This window comes from Gilliamella sp. Pas-s95, assembly GCF_009795795.1.
GTDB lineage: Bacteria > Pseudomonadota > Gammaproteobacteria > Enterobacterales > Orbaceae > Gilliamella > Gilliamella bombicola.
On record NZ_WTFC01000097.1, the window covers coordinates 1 to 399 of the forward strand.

A 399-nucleotide genomic window follows, 5' to 3' on the forward strand; every position below is an offset into this window, starting at 1 on the left:
GAATAAAAGGAGGCAGGGCTTTTAAACTTATGCCGTTTTCTTGGGCGTGTGTTCAATAGATATTGTATTTTCTTTATCTGTTCGTCGTCAACTAATGAAATGGCCGCTGACTTAGGTATAAACTGACGTATTAAGCCATTGGTGTTTTCATTTGTGCCTCTTTGCCAGCTTTTATAAGGCTCCGCAAAGTATACGGTAGTATTTAAATAATGCTCAATCGCATGATGATAATTAAATTCCATCCCATTATCAAAGGTGATGCTTTTAACCATCTTTTTAAACGGCGTTAGCAATTTTATTATCATATCTCTCGTTTCGGAGGCAGTACGTTGATTGATGCGTCCAATGAGTACGAGTCCAGTTTTGCGCTCAACTAACGTCAACAATGCTTGTTTGTCT

The 399-nt window shown here is 38.1% G+C and carries 1 protein-coding gene; it reads right to left on the bottom strand.

Annotated elements, in window-relative coordinates:
* The coding region (locus GQ598_RS10960) for an IS30 family transposase (RefSeq protein WP_160404143.1) at positions 1-399 on the bottom strand (399 nt) is incomplete at both ends.